This window comes from Gordonibacter faecis (genome assembly GCF_030077735.1).
Classification (GTDB): Bacteria; Actinomycetota; Coriobacteriia; order Coriobacteriales; family Eggerthellaceae; genus Gordonibacter; species Gordonibacter faecis.
Genome location: NZ_JASJEU010000022.1, coordinates 96,419 through 112,641 on the forward strand (window position 1 = coordinate 96,419; position 16,223 = coordinate 112,641).

Genomic DNA, 16,223 nt, shown 5'->3' on the forward strand with positions numbered 1-16,223 from the left:
TGCGTGCTAAAGGAACGCGGAGCCCACGAAGAAGGAAGAAGGAGGGTTGCACGATGGCTGGAGTGAACGTCAAGAGCGAGATCAAGCCCTTGAAACAAGTGCTACTGCACCGCCCAGGCAAAGAGTTGCTGAACCTGACCCCGAACACGCTCGAAGAGCTGCTGTTCGACGACATCCCGTTTCTGAAGGTGGCCCAAGAGGAACACGACGCTTTTGCTCAGGCGCTGCGCGACAACGGCGTAGAGGTGTTCTACCTGGAGGACCTCACGGCCGAGGTGCTGGAGGCCGACCCGGCGCTGCGCGAGCAGTTCCTCAAGCAGTGGATCGAAGAAGCGGGCATCCGCACGGAGCGCTACCAGAACATCATCTTCGACTACATGCAGGAAAACTACCCCGACGCCAAGGACTTTGTGCTGAAGACCATGGAGGGCATCAACCTCACCGAGCTGCACACCGACAAGTCGAACTCGCTGGTTGACCTGGTGAGCGAGGCGTCGAAGATGGTAATTGCGCCCATGCCGAACCTGTATTTCACGCGCGATCCGTTCGCCATGATTGGCAACGGGGTGTCGCTGAACCGCATGTACTCGGTCACGCGCAACCGCGAAACCATCTACGGCGAGTACATTTTCGCGCACCATCCCCTGCTCAAGGGCACGCCGCAGTACTATAGCCGCTACAACACCTTCCACATTGAAGGCGGCGACATTCTGAACCTGAACGAGCACGTGCTGGCCATTGGCATCTCGCAGCGCACGGAGCCCGACGCCATCGACGGCATTGCGAAAAACATTTTCAACGACCCCACCAGCCCCATCGACACCATCCTGGCGTTCAACATTCCGAACAGCCGCGCGTTCATGCACCTGGACACGGTGTTTACGCAGATCGATGTTGACAAGTTCACCATTCACCCCGGCATCATGGGCCCGCTGACGGTGTTCGAGATCACGCCCGAGAACGGCGGCATCAAGGTGCGCGAGATGAACGACACGCTTGAGGCCATTCTGGAGAAGTACCTGGGCGTTCCCGTGGAGCTGATTCCGTGTGGCGGCGGCGACCGTATTGCGGCCGAACGCGAGCAGTGGAACGACGGCAGCAACACGCTGTGCATTGCGCCGGGCACCATTGTGGTGTACGAGCGCAACGACGTGACGAACAAGGTGCTGAAGGAAAAGGGCCTGAAGGTGATTGAGGTCCCGTCCGCCGAACTGTCCCGCGGCCGTGGCGGCCCACGCTGCATGAGCATGCCCATCTGGCGCGAGGACTAGCACGCGCGAGTGCACGTGAGAGCGCGCGAGCGCAAGCGATCGCGCGCGAAGTAGCCTTTCTCGTCTGCCGGCCCTACTCCCCAAAGGGCCGGCATCCCCTCAGTTGTTTGCAACCGCTGCGCAGAACCCGGTTAGTTTTGGCGAACGAGAGCCGGATTCGACCAACGCGGTGGCAATAAGAGCCTGCATTCCCCTTCCCGCACACCGAAGAGGAATGCAGGCGTTTTTATTGTGGGGGGGGTGGAGGCCGGACGCGCGGGGCGCGCGGGGGCGGCGAGGCGTCTGGTATCAATCAACATATTTTTTCGGACTTTTCCGGTTATAACTGGAAAAGTTTTTTATTCTGCAAAGTTTTACGGTTATAACCGTAAAAGTCCGACGCTCGCTAGACCGGCCAGCATCATGCCTGTTCACGGACTTGTCAAAAACTTTCGACAAGGCTAATTTGGCCCAGAAAGCCCTGTGTCAAAGGCTTTTGGTGGTAAGGTGGTGCCCGACATGGCAGCCTGAGATCAGCGAAAGGACGAACGTGGAACTGGGCAAGCACATCAAGGAGTATCGCACGGAGCGCGGCCTTTCCCAGGAAGACCTTGCGGAGCGCATTTATGTGTCGCGGCAAACGGTGTCGAACTGGGAAACCGACAAGACCTACCCCGATGTGGAAAGCCTCCTGCTCCTGAGCGTCCTCTTCGACACGACAATAGACGAACTGATCAAAGGAGACGTGGAAACCATGAAAGACGTGCTGAAAAACGACGCGCAGAAGATGCAAGCGTACGCGACGGTGGGCATGGTGATTGCCTTTGCAGGTGCCGTCCTGTTCGTTGGCGGCATCGGGTTTTGGAACTGGGGCATTGTACCCAGCATCATCATTGGCCTGTTGGTGTGGGGTTTCGGCATGTATCTGCTGCTGAAAGTGGAGCTCATGAAGAGGGCGCACGACGTGGTGACCTACCGCGAGCTAGTGGCGTTCTCGAAGGGCGAGCCCATCGACCGCAACAATCCCAAAAGCCAACGCGCCCGCCAGCACCGCGTAATCAAGACCATCATACTGCTCATAGTGGCGCTAGCGTTTGGCCTCGTAGTTGGCGGCCTCATCGGAACAAGCATGAGCCCGTACGCAGGTTAGAGGCAGTGCTAGGGACAGCCACCCGCCCCGTGCACAGGGCGGGTGGCTTCGTGTTGCTTGGCTGGGAATATGTGACGCGCTTCGCGCTGGCGAATATGCCAACAGCACTCATCCGCCTTCACAGCCCGCGTCGTAAAGATGGGGATGCGGGCTGGCTCCTGGCGTACTTGATAGCGCGAAGCGCGTCACACTTTTTCGCAGCGGGGAGTGCGGCAGTCTCCAGCACCTCGCGGGGCTCGCACTACGCTGGATCCAAGTTCTTCAGCAGCAGACGCGCGACGGCTCGGGGGGACTCGGGGTTTTGACCGGTGATGATTCGTCCATCTTGGAGGGCGTATGAGCCGAACGGGCGCTTTTTGTGGAACACAGCACCGTGCTCCTGCGCCACTTTTTCGTTCCAGAAGGGGATGTCGGCGCTGTGGCCGCTGAGGTATTCCTCCGTTGTAGTGAAGCCGGTGATATTCTTGCCCATGACCAGGTATTCTCCGCGGTCTTTCACGAACAGCAGCCCCGCAATGCCATGGCACACGGATGTTAGATAACCGCCGTTGTCGTATATCTGAAGGCACAAGTGTGCAAGCCCTTCACTGCTAGGAAAATCCCACATCACGCCATGTCCGCCGGTGTAGTACAGCGCCGCATACTCTCCCGCGTCCACCTCGTCAGGACGAAGCGAGTGCGCAAGCGCGCGCTCCTGAAAGTCGGCGGAACGATACAGCTCAAACGAGGCGTCGTCGACATACATCCGCTTCATGCTGCGCGGGTCAAGCGGCACGTACCCGCCCTTCGGGCTGACGAAGTCCACAGTAAAGCCGCGCTTGCTCACCTCGTCCACAAACTCGGTTGCTTCGCCCAGCCACAACCCCGTGGCATCATTTTTCTCCCCATACGTCGGAGTGTTCGTAAGTGCGATCAAAATTTTCTTGTTCATCAATGCTCCTTTACCAAGAGAAGCGTAGCCAGACAAAGCACCCAGCGTGCAAGTAGTGCCCCTGATCATAAGCAGCCTCGCCCCAGCCCTCACCAACAACCCCGACCCGTTGCCCGCACGAAGTCAAACGGCATAATTAAAGTGCACAAACAAAGTTCTTTGTTAATTAAATAAGTGAAATACTCAACTTATTACAGTGTTTCACGTGAAACATCTGATCTGGAAACCCTTTTTTAATGAGCAATTCGCTCTAGCATTCTGAGATTGGTCAGACGCTGTCTGACCAATTGAATATGACGAAATACCCCCCATGCACAAGTAAATGGTCACGCAATGCGTGACCATTTGGCTCTACGTTCCGATAACTTGTTAATTCTTTTTTTCATTGCGCGTATTACGAATAGTACAAGGAGGATCGTCGTGAACCCAAACCTGTATTGCGCTTAATTTTTTTAATAGTAAGTTTCCTGCTATTTATCGTGAAACATTAAAACCGAGGGCCCTGGTGTGGGGCCCTCGGGGAAATCCGTTATGCAGTTACACCGTAGTGCTTGGTGCTATTTTTGCGGCGTGGGGGCCTTGGTTTGCACCTTGTCGCCGGCATCTACGGCGGCGCGGCCGCCGTGGTTGAAGCCGGTTTGGATGACGCCCTGGGTGTTGCCCGTCACGAACTTGGCCTTGTTCAGGGTGTCGATTTCCTTCTTCATGTCCTCAACCAGGCGGATTGCCAGCTGCATGGAGAAGTCGGCACGAGCCACGACGCGCTGCACGGTGGTGTCCTGCATGTCAGCGGGCATCGGGTACGCCGGCACCAGCCAACCACTCATGCGCAGGCGGTCGGACAGGTCGTAGAGCGACCACTCTACGCCAGCGTCTTCCTTCAGGCCCCAGCACACAATCGGGATGTTGGAAGCGTCCTCGTAAATCTCGAAGATGCCCATTTCATCCAGTTCAAGCGCCAGGTAACGCGCCACGTCTAGCGTGCGCTCCTGAATCTCCTTGAAGCCCTCGAAGCCGTTGCGCATCAGCACGTAGTACTGGCCCACAATCTGCGACGCCGAGCGCGAGAAGTTAATAGCCATCGTGGCCTCGTTGCCACCGAGGTAGCTCACCCAGAAGATGAGATCTTCCGGCAGCGCTTCCTTGCTGCGCCACACAACCCAGCCAACACCGGGGTACACCAGGCCATACTTGTGGCCAGAGGTGTTGATGGACCACACGTTCTTCAAGCGGAAGTCCCACTCAAGGTCGGGGTTCGTGAACGGAGCCACCATAGCGCCCGAAGCGCCGTCTACGTGAATGCGAATAGGCAGCTGCGGATGCTCCTGGTTGTAGGCCTCCACCAGCTCGTCGAGCTTCTTCACGTCGTCGAACTTGCCCGTATAGGTGATGCCCAGGATAGCCGTGATACCAATGGTGTGGTCGTCCACGTAGTCCATGACGGTGTCCATGTTCAGGGACAGGTGATCCTTCTCAAGCGGCACGAGACGCATCTCGATGTCCCAGTAGCGGCAGAACTTCTCCCAGCACACCTGATAGCCTGCAGAAATTACCAGGTTCGGGCGCTGAGCAGTGTAAATGTCGATGCCAGCATCCTTCGCCAGCTTCTTCCAGCGGAACAGCATGCCCAGACCACCCAGCATGCAAGCCTCGGACGAACCCACCGTGGAGGTGCCCATAGGCTCCTCGTCCGGATTCGCGTGCCACAAGTCACCAATCATGGCGACGCAGCGGTTCTCGAGGTCGGCCGTCATGGGGTATTCGTCCTTGTCGATGGCGTTTTTCTCCATCGTTTCGGCCATGATCCTGGTAGCCATGGGCTCCATGTAAGTCTGGCAGAACGTCGTGAGGTTCTGCGTGGCGTTGCCCTCGATGGACAGATACTCCTTGATCATCTCATAGGCAATGCGCGGCTCGACCGGCTTGTCGTTCATCCTCAGGCGCGGCATCTGCGCGTCGGATGCCTCGGAGCCGAAGATGGGCGTGAGGTACTTCGTGCCCTCGTCCATGCTGTCGAGCACTTTGCTGGTAGATGTTTGTTCCATGGGAACCTCCTGTATATCGAAATGGTTTGGAACCTAAGGTTGGAATCCGTGCGGCCGCCCACATCGGGCGCGGCCGCACGGGGTGCGCCTAGCGGGACGCTGGCCCGGTGGTGTCGGGACCGATCTCGCGACGCGGATCCGGAGTGTCGTCGTCGGCACGGGGAAGCCCCTCGCCCACAACGCCCTCGGTCACACTGCTGCGCATGTCACCTGCCGCCTCGCGGTCGATAAGTTCATCGCGCACATCGGCAGCATCCTTCGATGCGGCATCAGGCATAGCGGAACTGCTGCTTGGCGCCGTGCTGTGAGCAGGCTGAGGCTCAGCCGGAACATCATGCGTAGTGGCTGCAGAACCGGAATCCACGGAGATGGGGCCAGCCGGACGGCTGGTCACGCTGACCACCGCCGCCGAGATGCCGCGCGCGATGGTAGCTCCCACGTCGGAACCAGGGCCGCCACCAGCGGACATACCCGCCGCACCCGCGCCACTCGGTGTGGCATCGGTGCGCAAGGTGTCGCGCGCCTTGGTGCGCTTGTTGGTCTTGGCACCTGCGGCACCCGCGCCCATGCCGCCTGCGGAACCCGCAGCGCCCGCACCTGTAGCGCCCGCGCCACCAGGAGCATCGGCCACCGTACTGGACTTCGCCACCGGCGAAGCACCAACCGCAGGGTTAGCCGCAGGCGGATCGGACGGACGCACGGCCGTTTGCTTGGCCACACCCGTAGTCGCCGTCGCATGAGCCGCCTTCGCGTTCGCCGCCATCGCGCCAGTACCTGCGCCAGCGCCGGCGCCCGCACCAGCCGCAGCCGTGCGCCCAACCGGCACCTGCGTATCAGGCGTCCAGCGATTCCGCAGCGCGTAAATGATGAACGGAATGGCCACGGAGATAACGAACGCAACTCCCAACGTCGCCTGATACACCATGTTGGACTGCGCATCCAAGTTCGACGACGGGAAGAACGAAATAATAAGGGTTGCCACGGTCATAATGAGGCCCACACCAGCCACGATGGCCTTAAACGGCGTGCCACCCGGCAGTTGGAACGAACGCTCAAGGTTCTTCTTCTTAAAGATGAGATAGAAGTACCCCAGGAAGAACAGCACGTAACCCACCAGGTAAATAACCACGGTAAGGCCGATTGCCGTCAGATAGCCCACCGAGGAGCTTGACCCGCCGGACAGTGCGATGGAGCCGCACAGCACGGCGTCCCACACCGTCACGATGCATGCCTGAATGACAACGGTCTTCACAGACACGCCGTTCTTGTTCACTTTCTTGAACGTGGGAGGCAGAATGCCATCGTGCGCCGTGTCCAGCAAAGCGCGCGACGGACCCACAATCCACGCGGAAATCTCGGCCAGCACGCCCAGCGCCAACAGCAACGCCACCACAAACACAATCCAGCTCATGGACGGGCCAATGTGCTGCACGTAAATGGCGCGGAATGCCTCAATCACACCGAACGACAAGTTGCCGTCCAGCACGTTCGCCGGCAGCGTGGTTGCCACAGCCAAACCACCCAACGCGTCAAGCGCAATGGTGAGGATGGCCAGCACAATCATGGCCAGCGGGTAGTTGCGGTTCGGGTTTTTCAACTCGTTCACGTGCGACGCGGACGCCTCAACGCCCATGTACGCAAGAATGAACGAGGCGAAAATAACCAGCGTGTCCACTTTGCCGAAGTTCGGCACGAACGTAGCCGCATCCATCTTGATTTGCGACACGCCGCCCGTTGCGAAATAGATAATCAGGCCCACCAACAGCACAATAACCGGCACAATAATGCCGCCCACGAAGCCCACCTTCGAGATGCGCGCCGTGTACTTTGTGCCTCCGAGCTGGGTCAACGTGAGCAGCCACACAATGGCCGCCACGCCGAAGAACATCACCAGCGGGTTGTTATACAGCGCATCCCACTTCACCACGTAGGCAAACGCGGCCAAAATGAAGAACGCCATGGTCACAAAACCCACGGTAATCTGGAACCACTGGAAGAACAGCGCCGCAAAACCCCAGCGCCTGCCCAGCGTGTTGCCCACCCAGGCGAAAATGCCGCCCGTTTCCCATCCTTTTACTGTGGCCATTTCCGCCGCACACAGCGCGACGGGCAAAAACCACAGCAGGCCTCCAATGATCAGGAAAAACACCAACTGGAAACCGGACGAGGCGAACGACGGGTACTCATAGACGGTCATCACCATAGACGCAGTGATGGCGAAAAATCCGAAGAATGTCAGCGTGCGCTTAAACGACGGCCTACTTACCTGCCCGATGGGGCCCGGATCAGCCGAGGGCGCGACCGCCTTTTGACGGGATTCGCTCATGCTCCAACTCCTTTCCTTGCCTGGCGACCGCCACCCCCTCCAAAGACAGAGAGGCGAAATCGCGAACGTTTGCGTCCGTCCGTTCTACCAGACGGCGCAAAGCGCTTAGCAAGAGAAGAAGCAAGGTTCACCCACCCGTCGCCCACCCGTGAGACGGCCGTGTTGTTGTGGGTTGAAGTGAAGAAAGAGAAAGGGAGAGGGAGCCAGCGCCTACCCTCGTTCGGCGGCTTCGTAGGCGGCTATGGCTTCGTCGAGCAGTTTGGCGGCCATTTCGCGGACGTTGTAGCCTTCGGAGATGGACGCTACAGCAGCGCCGTCCACAATAGCGCCCACAATGCGCGGGGTCATAGGCACACCCGCGCGATCGAGAATGCGCGCGATGGCGGCGTCTAGCAGCACGCGGCCCTTGCGGTAGGCCTCCGTAACCACCGAGGAATCGGCCGCGCCAATGAGCTGGGCATAGTGCGCCGCGGGCACAATGGAGTCGTCTGGCAGGCAGGCCCGCGTCAGAAGCTCGGTAATGCGCGCACGACATTCCTCAGGCGGCAGGCTTTCACACAGGTCAGCCACCTTTTCCGCACGCTGCGCCCACAGCTGAATGTTGTACATGCCAGCCTCATGCAGAAGCTCGGTCACGGAATCGAAGTAGTAGCCCACCGACGACGAGGCAGCACCGGCCCACTTCGCCACCTTGCGGTACGTAACGGCCTTAGGCCCCTCTTCACGCAGCAGCGCGGCGGCGGCCAGCACCAGCGAGGTGCGCGTGATCTGCGCCTTCAAAGACTTTGGCGTTACCGACGTCTCGCCCATCGAAACCTCCCGGTGTCTCTCCAGCCGAAACTCCGCTCCGGCGTTACTGCCATCGTATCATGCCCCCGCCGAAGTTGCCATGCGCAAAACCAGCGCTGCCCGAACTCACGGAAGCAGCGCTGGTCGTTAGCATCTCCACACGCACGCATGTAAGCGCGCTACACTTCGGACAAATCCTTACCCGTGTGTTCGTGCGACATGATCATGGCAACCAGCGCCACTGCCGCAATAAACACCATATAGAAGGCGGGCGCAATGTCGTTGCCGGTGACCGAAATCAACCAGAAGGAAATGTAGGACGCCGACCCGCCAAAGATGGCGTTCGCCAGGTTAAAGCTAAGCGCGAACCCGGAGTAACGCACGTCGGTGGGGAACGTTTCGGTGAGATAGCTGGATAGTGTGCCGTCGTTAATGGTGAGAATCAGGCACATGACCAGCTCAACCAGCAAAATAATCCAGAAGTTCAGCGTGCCCAGCAAGATGAATGCGGGAATGGTGCACACAATGAACCCGACGCACGCAATAATAAGCATGCGCTTGCGCCCGAACCGGTCGGAAATGCGTCCCGACAAAAAGATGAACGCAATGTACACCACCAGCACAATGGTAGTAATGATGGAGGCTGCGCTTGGGTCGTAATTGAGCGTGGTTTCCAGGTAGTTCGGCAAATACGTGAGCACCGCGTAGAAACCCACCGCGTTCAGCACGCAGGCACCGAACGACACAATGAGCACCCTCATGTGCTTCTTCAACAGCGTACGAATGGGGCGCTGAATCTTGGAGCCCTGCAGCCGCAGGCGCTCCTGCATCTGCTCGTACACCGGGGAGTCTTCCAGGTGCGTGCGGATGTAGTGCGTGATGTACCCCAAGGGGCCCGCCAGCAAGAACGGGATACGCCAGCCCCAGTCCACCACGAAGTCGGACGTGGCTCCCCAGGTGTTGAACATGAACGTGGCGAACAGCGAGCCCACGAGCAGGCCCGTTGCCGTGGACGCCGGTACCATCGAGCAGTAGAACCCGCGATGATTCTTCGGCGCATATTCCGCAATGAAGGTGGCAGCGCCGGCGTATTCGCCCGAAGCCGAGAAGCTCTGCACGATGCGCAGAAGCAGCAACAAAATGGGTGCGCCAATGCCCAGTACCGCGTAGCCCGGCAAGCAGCCAATGAGGAACGTTGCCCCGCTCATCATGAGGATGGAGATGGACAGCGCCCACTTACGGCCCTTTTTGTCTCCCATGTTTCCCCAGAAGATAGCGCCCACCGGACGCACGAGGAAGGAAAGCGCGAACACAGCAAAGGTGCTCATGACCGCCACCGTACGATCCTCGCCCGGGAAGAACACGAGAGCAATAACGGTGGCCAGATACGAATAGCTTGCGTAGTCAAACCATTCGATGAAGTTGCCCAAGAACGACGAGAACGTCACTTTCTTAAGCGTGCGGTGTTTTTCCTCTTCGGAAATGGCAAGTGCCTCAGCCGCACTGATTTCGTTACTGGTGTTTTGTTCCATGGTAGTCCCCTAAGAAATTTGCGGCCGCATTCGTCAAGCGCGCGAGCCGCTGGCGTGTCAGATGCTCCATTGAAGCCCCCTGTCTGATGGGAAAACGCCAAACATTGAAGGGTATCATACCCCATGATTCCGAACCGTGAGACAACCCGTTACCGTTCGGTCTTTTTTTGATGCACTGTGGATACCGTGCTGGAAGGTGGAGAAAGCCCGGTTCAGGGGCCCCACGCAACCACGAGGCGCAGCTGCGTGGGGGTTCGTTTCGCCTGATAGCCGCCAGGTACAACGGATGCTCAGGGCGCGTAGAGGGCGCGCCCCACCTGCATCAGTAGTCTTCGAGCATATCCACCTGCGCCTTGCTGGCGCGCATAATAAAGGCGCGCTTGGCCTTCTGACCTCCGCGAGCCAGCTTACTCAAAATGACACGCTTGAGACGCGGATAGTCGTTGATGCCATACCAGGCAAACGCCGTGCCACCAACGTAGCACTCCACAATGCTGTGCACGGGAAGAGCTGCGTCGCGCTTGGCGTCGAGCGCCAGGTATTCGTCAATCTCTTGGGCGCACACATCGCGGATAACTTCCACGTCAATGTCGAGGTCGTGCGCCAGCTGCTTCAACTGATAAGCCACTTCATCAGCATCGGCATGGGGAAAATACGTCACATCGTAGGCCACTGCGTGAGCCCCGGAAACCTGAGCGAACTCCAGCAGCGAGTCGAGCGAGAGCATTTGAACGTGATCCTCGGTGCGCTCAGCAATGTCAAGCAGCGCAGGAAAGCCCTGAAGTTCCCTTTCGGCAAATGCAGCCTTGAGTTCATCTTCGGTCTTTGCAGGCTCAAGTTCAATGTCGGTGACAACATGTGTCAGCTTGTCAGTGATCTTCATTGCCACACCCTCCTAATCTCATCGGCGAGCTTATTTCAGCGTCTTAGCTTCCTCTTCTTCGACACGCTCCAGACGCTCGGCCAAATGCTCGGCGATCTCAGCCTGCTGCCTCTGCTTGCGCGCCACAATCATGCCGCGAATCGACGGCACGGCGCCACCGCCGATGATAAGGATGCCACCAATAATGGTGTTGATAGTAAGCGCTTCACCAAACACAACCAGGCCCACAAAAATGGCCACCGGCACTTCCCAATAGGCAATGGTGCCGTAGTCAGCAGCAGGAAGGTTGCGGCCTGCAACCAGCAAAAAGCCCAGAGCAATGGGGCCGCAGATGATCCACAGCAGTACCGCACCAATCCAGTTGAACGTGGTGAAGTGGATATTCAGCGCCCAGTTCTCCATACCGGGGTTCGCACCGAGCGAGTTCAAGATAATGGTAATGATTCCGGCACCCAACACGGCGAAGATGAAGTTCCACACACCACGCGCCGTGGTGTCAGCATCCTTGCGATAGCCGTTGAAGAACATCGAGGCGCCATAAAACACACCAGAGAGCAGGCCAAACGCGTCACCGATGCCCTTCTGAGGGAACTCAGGGGTGGACGGCACCAGGTTGAAGTCGATAAAGAAACCGCTTTCGTTAAAGCCGATGAGGTTATTGCCGAACAGCATGCCGATAAACACTGCCCCGAGACATATCCATTGCAAGACCGACATGGGTTCTTTGCGGAAGATACGAGCAAGCAGCACGCAAACGACGGGGCCAATATAAATGAACAGCACCGCGTTCGACACCGTGGTCAGCAGCGTTGCGGTGACGTAGCAGGCCAGCGACATGCCAATCATCAGGCCACCGAGCGCAATAGCCGGCGTAAGTTTGAGCTTCTTGAATGTGCTCACCTTATGAGTAGCAAGAAGCAATATCACGAAGAACACCACGCCCATACCCATGCGACCCACGGCCATAAGAGCGCCAATTGAGTCGCCAGCATTGAAACCGGCGGCGCCGTTGAACATGTCAGTACGCGTGGCCCAGCGGCTGAACAGAGGCACAAGACCCATGCCTGTCGCGGAAATGAGCATGGCGATAGTACCCCAGCCCACCTTCATCTGGTACTTGCTCGAAGCCTCACTTTCGTTGCTTCCACCAGTTTGTTTGATTTTAGTATCGTCTGCCATTGGTCCTCCTTAAAACCGGCAGCAAAAAGGGAATGAGCAGCCAAGCCCTTCGCACGAGGGCTTTTGAGGGTGTGGCGGGAACACGCACTCAGCGACGAGTGCGCCGTCCAGCCACTCCCTGTGCATTTCGTTTGAGCGTAGTAGGGTTCCGCAAACGAAAAAGGGGATCCGGCATGCTGTGCAACCGAATCCCCTTTCTTATCGAGTGGCGTAAGCCTTACGTCAGGTTCAAGCTATGCGACTAGTCGTTCCACATTTCGGGGCGCACCAGGGTGGGATCCTTGACGCGGTTCGGGAAGTAGTCGAGGCACTCGCCCTCGCGGTAGACGTCAGCCGTGGAGCAGTGCAGGCCGCCGCCGAACGGATAGGCGTCGCGCAGGTCGCAGGGGATGACGTTCATGCCGAGCTTGTCCATCTGCTCCTGCTGGTAGACCTCGGAGGCCTCCACGATGACCGTCTTCGGGTCAAGCACGAGGCAGTTCATGGACAGCCAGACGGAGCTGTAGCACAGCGCCGGCGGCTCGTCGTGAGCCGGCTGAGCAGCTTCGACGATCTGCCAGTCGTTGGCCTCGAAGATGGCGCGCTGCTCTTCGGGAAGCTTGCGGTGCGGGTTGTTGATGATCAGGCCAGGACGCAGCGGCACGAACGTGGCGTCGATGTGGATGGGGTACGGGTCGCCCGGGAAGTTCACGGCGTGCACGCGATATTCGGGGTAGTAGCGCTGGAACCAGTCCATGGCCGTGCGGTTCGTGGTGAGGCCATGCTGGATGAACAGGTCCTTGCCCATGCGCATAACGTCGGCGGCGTCCCACATCGGCTCAACTTCGGTGGTGACGAAGTCCTTGTTGGCCGTACGCACGAGGCGCTCTTCCAGCGTGATCTTCTCGTCGTAGTAGTTGTGCTTGTAGGAGGCATCGGTCAGGCGCGGACGGGGAGCCTGGGTCCACTTGAACTCGGGATCCTCATCGAAGTACTGCTTCATGAGGGGCCAGTAGGCCAGGTACTCGAAGTAGCGGCAGCGGAAGGAGTTGGCGGAAGCCATGATCTCGTTGCCAATGGTGAGCAGGATGTCGCGGGGAGGCATGCAGGTCATCATGGAGTCGTTGCGGAAGTCCGGCGTGCCGATGGCCTGGTTCCACTGCAGCGGGGTCGGGCGATCGACGACGACACCGCGATCCTCAAGGATCTTCACGAGGTTCTCAAGGCACTCGTTGCCGCGCTCGACGGTGGCGAGGGGACGAAGGCCCCACATGCCGCGCATCTCGGAGTCGACCGGCACCTTCTCAGACGTTGCAGGCTCCTCGGGCGGGATCATCGAGTTGTCGCAGCGACCTACGATAACGCGCTTCAGCGGATCCCAGTCGTTCCAAGAATTGACTATCTTCGCCATGACAGTCTCCTTTCTGTGGCAGCGTTTCGTCGCTGCCGGTTGGGTGGAACTCAGACTACCCTTGCTTGCAGCTTAACTGGCGAGTGCGGCGCGGCTGCAAGAAGGTTTGGGAAGATGCACCCGTGTGGTGTATGTTCCGGTCTTGCGTGGCGTGCGTGCCAGGTTTGCCGTTGACGTAGTTATACCATCTTTTTTGTTCACCTGCAACAGAAATTTACGAGTGCTTTTTGCCAAAAAGTAAACGTTCTTGTTCAAGTGCACAAAAAATGGTTGCGCTTCCTGATGCTTCCTTACAACGATTACCGGAACCATATTGAATATTCCGCGCATTTATTGCCATAGGCTTGCATAAAAAGGAATGAAATTGTTACCTCATGCAGCGCCCCGCACTGCGAAACCCGCACTGCCATACACCCCGTTTTGCTCAAGAAAAAAGAAAGGGACCGCCAAAGGGCCCCTCAGCTTTTTTGTGCAGCCGCCTTTCGCCGCGCGCGCATATCCTTTTGCGGCACGCTACGAAATATGCCCCAAGAAGTCCTTCGTGCGGTCGGACTGGGGGTTGTCGAACACGTCTTCGGGTGTGCCCTGCTCCACAATATAGCCGCCGTCCATGAAGATGACGCGGTCGGCCACGTCGCGTGCGAAGCCCATCTCGTGGGTGACCACAATCATGGTCATGCCGCCGCGTGCCAGCTCCTTCATGACGCCCAGAACGTCGCGCACCAGTTCCGGGTCGAGCGCGCTTGTGGCCTCGTCAAACAGCATGACATGCGGATCCATTGCCAGGGCGCGCGCAATGGCTACGCGCTGCTGCTGGCCGCCGGAAAGTTCCGAGGGCTTGAAGTCAATGCGGTCGGCCAGCCCCACCTTCGTCAGCTGATCGATGGCAATGCGCTCGGCCTCTTCCTTGCTGCGCTTGAGCACCTTGCGTTGGGCCAGCATGACGTTGCCCTTGGCCGTGAGGTGCGGGAACAGATTGAAGTTCTGGAACACCATGCCCACCTTGGCGCGCACGGCGTTGATGTCGGTTTTCTTGGCCGTGATTTCCGTGGCTTCGAAGAAGATGTGCCCGCTGGTGGGCGTTTCCAGCAGGTTCACGCACCGCAGCAGCGTGGACTTACCCGAACCCGACGGCCCCAAGATGACCACCACTTCGCCGCGCTGCACCTGAAGGTCGATGCCACGCAGTACTTCGTTATCGCCGAACGACTTGCGCAAATCCTCGATGCGGATAACCGGCTTGTCGTCTGTCGTCGTTGCCGTCGCGCCGTCCACGACAACCGTTTCGCTGTTCGCTTCGCTCATGTCCGCACCTCCCTAATGACTCATATGATTGCCCTGCGCCAGCAGGTCGCCGTCCACCGCCGGAGCAGCAAACGTCTCAGACATGCGAATATTGCGCGCGATGACAGCTTCGGACGTGGGCTCCGCAGCAGCCGGCGACGCGAGCGCCGGAGCGGCCGCGCCCTTCTTGCGCTTGCGCCCGCGGCCCATGCGCGACTCCATGGAGTTGATGAACTTCGTCATGGGGATGGTCACAATAAGGTAGAAGCCCGCGGCCACGATGTAGGGCGTGATGTCGCCCGTGGTGGCCGTGATAACCTTCGCGCGCATCATAAGCTCGGTCACGCCCACGGCAGACAGCAGCGCCGTATCCTTGTACATAAGAATGAATTCGCTGGTCATAGTGGGGATAACGCGGCGCACGGTCTGCGGAATAATAACGAAGAACATGGTCTGCACGCCATTCATGCCCAGCGAGCGCGAGGCTTCGAACTGCCCCTTGCTGATGGACTGAATGCCCGCGCGGAAAATCTCCGCCAAATACGCGCTGGAATTCAAGATGAGCACAATGGCACCCACCGCAAACGGTGTGATGTTAATGCCCATCTGCGGCAAGCCAAAAAACGCAATGTAGAGCTGCAAGAACAGCGGCGTACCGCGAACGATGTTGATGTACGTGGCGCCGATAGCGCGCGGCACGCGATGCTTCGCCATACGCATAAACGACCACAACAGACCCAGCGGTATAGCCAGCGGGAAGCTGATGGCCACCACAGCCAGCGACAACAACCAGCCCGAGAACAGAGCGGGAATACAACGAACAATGGTGGCAGGGTTGAAGAACAGCTCAAGGAACCTGACCGAGTTCCACGCCTCAACCCAGTCCTGACCATCGATCCAGTTCGCCAACGCTTCGGTGGGTGAGCTGGCCGAAATGGTTATCTGCGCATCGGTGGGAGGCATGTCGTGCGTCTGCCCATCGGCGGTGGTGTAGCTGCCTTTCAGGCCAAACGTTCCGCCATCGGCGGGGAACAGCGTACGGTTCAACTCCACCATGAGAAGCGAGCCGGCCGGCGCCCCCTCGGGGAAGTTCACTGTGACCGAGGTGCCTTCCACCGTTGCCTCGGCAGACACCTCCAAGCGGTCGAGGCCGCTCATGACCGTGGGTTTCACGTTCTCGGCTTCAACCGTGGTGCCTTCGGGCAGGTTGATGACCACCTGAGCCACCGACTCACCCTCGTCCGTTTGGCCCTGCCACGTCACACGCGTGGGCGTGGCGCCGAGCACGGTGGTGTTGTCACTATCTTGGTTCGCTTTGGCGGTCCAGCGCTCCACCTCAAGGGCGTGCGCTTGGACCGGCAAAGCGAACGATGCCGCCAGCGCCGCAGCAAACAGAAGTGCTGCGACGCCGGCGAGGTGCGCCCGAAAGCGCGTAACCGCGTTTAGCATCGTTCGATCCTTAGT

The 16,223-nt window shown here is 58.7% G+C and carries 12 protein-coding genes; 2 read left to right on the top strand and 10 right to left on the bottom strand.

The features are described from left to right. The first annotated feature begins 53 nt into the window (after nt 1-53). Together arcA and QNJ86_RS11155 are read left to right on the top strand one after the other, a co-directional pair. Nucleotides 54-1,271 (top strand): arginine deiminase, encoded by a 1,218-nt coding sequence (gene arcA, locus QNJ86_RS11150; RefSeq protein WP_283832705.1) that lies wholly within the window; start codon nt 54-56, stop codon nt 1,269-1,271. A gap of 529 nt (nt 1,272-1,800) precedes the next feature. Next, nucleotides 1,801-2,400, top strand: a complete 600-nt coding sequence (locus tag QNJ86_RS11155; protein WP_283832706.1) for a helix-turn-helix transcriptional regulator — start codon at nt 1,801-1,803, stop codon at nt 2,398-2,400. Nucleotides 2,401-2,641: 241 nt separating this feature from the next. On the opposite strand, the gene QNJ86_RS11160 is transcribed toward QNJ86_RS11155, so the two are convergent. The 10 genes from QNJ86_RS11160 to QNJ86_RS11205 all read right to left on the bottom strand — a co-directional run bounded on the left by QNJ86_RS11160 (nt 2,642) and on the right by QNJ86_RS11205 (nt 16,208). After that, nucleotides 2,642-3,331 (bottom strand): type 1 glutamine amidotransferase domain-containing protein, encoded by a 690-nt coding sequence (locus QNJ86_RS11160; protein WP_283832707.1) that lies wholly within the window; start codon nt 3,329-3,331, stop codon nt 2,642-2,644. A gap of 557 nt (nt 3,332-3,888) precedes the next feature. Beyond that, nucleotides 3,889-5,376 carry a glutamate decarboxylase gene (gad, locus tag QNJ86_RS11165; RefSeq protein ID WP_283832708.1) on the bottom strand — a complete coding sequence of 496 codons (1,488 nt, stop codon included), beginning with the start codon at nt 5,374-5,376 and terminating at the stop codon, nt 3,889-3,891. Between the two features lie 88 nt (nt 5,377-5,464). Next, entirely contained in the window at nt 5,465-7,702 is a 2,238-nt protein-coding gene (locus tag QNJ86_RS11170) for an amino acid permease (protein ID WP_283832709.1), read from the bottom strand. Nucleotides 7,703-7,912: 210 nt separating this feature from the next. Further along, nucleotides 7,913-8,512 carry a TetR/AcrR family transcriptional regulator gene (locus QNJ86_RS11175; RefSeq protein WP_283832710.1) on the bottom strand — a complete coding sequence of 200 codons (600 nt, stop codon included), beginning with the start codon at nt 8,510-8,512 and terminating at the stop codon, nt 7,913-7,915. A 158-nt stretch (nt 8,513-8,670) separates the two neighbouring features. Continuing rightward, nucleotides 8,671-10,023, bottom strand: a complete 1,353-nt coding sequence (locus QNJ86_RS11180) for an MFS transporter (RefSeq protein WP_283832711.1) — start codon at nt 10,021-10,023, stop codon at nt 8,671-8,673. A 322-nt stretch (nt 10,024-10,345) separates the two neighbouring features. Beyond that, nucleotides 10,346-10,906: a hypothetical protein gene (locus tag QNJ86_RS11185; protein ID WP_283832712.1), complete on the bottom strand. Its 561-nt coding sequence runs from the start codon at nt 10,904-10,906 to the stop codon at nt 10,346-10,348. Nucleotides 10,907-10,936: 30 nt separating this feature from the next. Continuing rightward, on the bottom strand, nt 10,937-12,085 hold the full coding sequence (locus QNJ86_RS11190; RefSeq protein WP_283832713.1) for a DMT family transporter: 1,149 nt from the start codon (nt 12,083-12,085) through the stop codon (nt 10,937-10,939). Nucleotides 12,086-12,326: 241 nt separating this feature from the next. After that, nucleotides 12,327-13,475, bottom strand: coding sequence for a serine/threonine protein kinase (locus tag QNJ86_RS11195; protein WP_283832715.1), 1,149 nt, complete (start codon nt 13,473-13,475; stop codon nt 12,327-12,329). 513 nt (nt 13,476-13,988) lie between these two features. Continuing rightward, nucleotides 13,989-14,780, bottom strand: a complete 792-nt coding sequence (locus tag QNJ86_RS11200) for an amino acid ABC transporter ATP-binding protein (RefSeq protein WP_283832716.1) — start codon at nt 14,778-14,780, stop codon at nt 13,989-13,991. Between the two features lie 12 nt (nt 14,781-14,792). Continuing rightward, nucleotides 14,793-16,208, bottom strand: coding sequence for an amino acid ABC transporter permease (locus QNJ86_RS11205; RefSeq protein ID WP_283832717.1), 1,416 nt, complete (start codon nt 16,206-16,208; stop codon nt 14,793-14,795). Between the last annotated feature and the right edge of the window lie 15 nt (nt 16,209-16,223).